Source organism: Mesorhizobium sp. M4A.F.Ca.ET.020.02.1.1 (assembly GCF_004022645.1).
Lineage (GTDB): Bacteria > Pseudomonadota > Alphaproteobacteria > Rhizobiales > Rhizobiaceae > Mesorhizobium.
On sequence record NZ_RZOI01000861.1, the window covers coordinates 1 to 2,286 of the forward strand.

The 2,286-nt window shown below is 64.2% G+C and carries 5 protein-coding genes; 1 reads left to right on the forward strand and 4 read right to left on the reverse strand.

The features are described 5' to 3' along the window. From EN742_RS32240 to EN742_RS32255, 4 genes are all read right to left on the reverse strand, one after another. Window positions 1–266 (reverse strand): aldo/keto reductase (locus tag EN742_RS32240; protein ID WP_148670417.1); only part of this gene is annotated, 266 nt, incomplete at its 3' end. Then, window positions 263–616 carry a TIGR04076 family protein gene (locus EN742_RS32245; protein WP_126056269.1) on the reverse strand — a complete coding sequence of 118 codons (354 nt, stop codon included), beginning with the start codon at window positions 614–616 and terminating at the stop codon, window positions 263–265. The genes EN742_RS32245 and EN742_RS32240, both read right to left, overlap by 4 nt. Beyond that, window positions 609–1,100, reverse strand: coding sequence for a DUF3830 family protein (locus tag EN742_RS32250; RefSeq protein ID WP_126056270.1), 492 nt, complete (start codon window positions 1,098–1,100; stop codon window positions 609–611). The genes EN742_RS32245 and EN742_RS32250 overlap by 8 nt, the downstream gene beginning before the upstream one ends. After that, window positions 1,097–1,828 (reverse strand): GntR family transcriptional regulator, encoded by a 732-nt coding sequence (locus tag EN742_RS32255; RefSeq protein ID WP_127404920.1) that lies wholly within the window; start codon window positions 1,826–1,828, stop codon window positions 1,097–1,099. The genes EN742_RS32250 and EN742_RS32255 overlap by 4 nt, the downstream gene beginning before the upstream one ends. 163 nt (window positions 1,829–1,991) lie before the next feature. Between EN742_RS32255 and EN742_RS32260 the strand changes: the two genes are divergently transcribed. Continuing rightward, window positions 1,992–2,286, forward strand: a 295-nt coding sequence (locus EN742_RS32260; protein WP_128333742.1) for an ATP-binding cassette domain-containing protein, incomplete at its 3' end; no start/stop codon positions are given.

Below are 2,286 nucleotides of genomic sequence, written 5' to 3' on the forward strand. Positions count from 1 at the left end.
AGCTTGGTGTGCACCTTCATCCTGGCGGCGGCATCAAGGCCGCGCTCGTTGGCGAGCCGCAGCCGCGCGGCGCCGAACAGCTCCTCGACGCCGGTGTAGATGTCGGCGCAGTCATAGGTGAAGATACCGGCGTCAAGAGTGGCGATCAGGTCGGCCACCGCCTGCTCGCGGTCTATCGCGCCATGACCGCCGGCCAGTTGCCAGCCGCCGCGGATGACGCGCGAGATGGTGTAGCCGGTGGCGAGTTCGAAAGTCCTGGCAGTCATTTGTGCTCCGTCTTCCCCGGCAGCGGCACCGCCGTCGTTTCGGCATGGCTGAACCGCCGCTTGGCCACCCTGACGATCCTGAGCCGGCTGGCGCAGTTCGGATCGGGACAGGCGATCTCGGCGTCCGACGTCATCCAGTCATTGGCGTGCGTCGGCCGCTGCTTGGCCGCCAGCAGCGGCAGCACGGCGGCTAGCGAATAGATCGAAAAGCCCTGCCCGGCCGGCAACGACAACATCTCGCCCTTTAGGTCGAAATAGTCGCCCGCCTTGGCGCCGCAATAGATCGGCTTGCCTTCGGGGATGACCGCCTCTACGCGAAGATCGAAGAGCTCGAAACTGTCGTCAGCCATTTGAGGCCTCCACCAGGCTGAAGGAGATGTCGGAGGCGCCGTTGCGGCGGATGACGGCGCAGGCAGTGGCGAACTGATCGCGCTCCTCGGCAACCACCTGCGCCACCACGCTGCCGGCGAGCCAGCCGATCGGGAACAGAAGCCGCGCGCCTGGCCCGTAGAACAGGCCGATGTCGAAGATGGCATTGGGGTTGCCGCCCCAGACGCGCCGCGGCACGTAGGACAGCACGATGTCGCCAGGCTGCGGCGTCAGCGTCGCGTTTTCTGCTGGCAGAGGCTGAGCATAGGCCTGGCCCGCAAGATCGGCAGCGGGAACCGGACAGGAGATTTCAGGCCCGGTCCACATCGCATGGATGCCGGGGATGATCCGCGGCCTACCGAGATAGGCACCCAGGAAAGCAACGTTTTCCGGCGCTTTCTCGGGCAGCAACAGCGCCGTCACGGAAAGCTTCGAGCGCGGCTCGGTGATCCTGATGGAAGTCATGTCTGGTCTTTCGCTGCCGATTGCAGCTTGTGGCGCAGGAAGGTGAACGGCCGGCTGATATCGGCGACAAGCGCTTCGCGCGCTGCCTGAGCGTCCTGCGTGGCCAGCGCCGTGACGATACGGCGGTGATACTGGGCTGTGTCGACCTCGCCGGCTTCCGAAAAGGCGTAGATGGCGACGCGGATGCAGGGGCCAGATTGCAGCCACAGGCTCTCGATCATCGGGATCAGCACCGCCGAGCCGCAGGACCGGTAGATTTCGAAATGAAAGCTCTGGTTCAGCGTCACTTCGCGATCGACATCCTTCTTGTGCTTGAGCGCGCGCATTTCGTCCCATTCGCCCAGAATGGTCTCGATGGTGGCGATCTGGCGCGGGCCCATGCGGGTCACGGCCAGTGCAATCGCTTCGCCCTCGATCAGGATGCGAGCGCGCAAAAGATCGTCGATGCGTTCCAGCGTGATCGGCGGCACGCGCACCGAGCGGTTGGGCAGCGCTTCCAGGGCCTTTTCGGTGATCAGTCGTCCGAGCGCCTCGCGCACCGGCATGGTCGAGGTCACCAGCGCGTCGGCAAGGCCGCGGATGGTCAGCATCTGGCTTGGCTCGAACAGGCCGCCAATCAGAGCGCGGCGCAGCTCTGAATAGACCCGGTCCTGAACGGTCTCTCGGCCGACAGGCGCAAGCTGGGCGCCGATCGCATCGTTCTTCCGCTCGGCGGTAGCCTTCTGCATGGCGTTCCGATCCTGGCCCGTTTTTGGCCGGCTTCTCTTTTGACAAGGGCTTGGCCGTTTTCGGCTTGCGGATAAAATTAAAGCCGAATACCGTGATCAAAGCAAGTGTGATCACATATCAAAATTCAGAAAGCGACAACGATCGCTGCGGCCAGAGGGACTGATGATCGAGACGGCGACACAGCATGGGCCGGAGACCCGTGCGCCGGTTCTGACAGCGAGCAACCTCGTCAGGCGCTTCGGTGGTCTTGTCGCGGTCAACGACGTGTCGTTCGAGGTAGGGTCGGGCGAAATCCTCGGACTAATCGGTCCGAACGGCGCCGGAAAGACGACGATGTTCGACCTTCTGGCCGGCAGCATCCTGCCAACCAGCGGCGAGATCCGTCTCAACGGGACCCTGGTATCGGGCGAGGCCGCGCACCGCCGCATCGGACGTGGCCTCGGCCGCACCTTCCAGA

Coding starts and splice junctions, on each gene's coding strand:
- EN742_RS32250 (WP_126056270.1), bottom strand. CDS start 1,100: ATGACTTCCATCAGGATCACCGAGCCGCGCTCGAAGCTTTCCGTGACG.
- EN742_RS32245 (WP_126056269.1), bottom strand. CDS start 616: ATGGCTGACGACAGTTTCGAGCTCTTCGATCTTCGCGTAGAGGCGGTC.
- EN742_RS32255 (WP_127404920.1), bottom strand. CDS start 1,828: ATGCAGAAGGCTACCGCCGAGCGGAAGAACGATGCGATCGGCGCCCAG.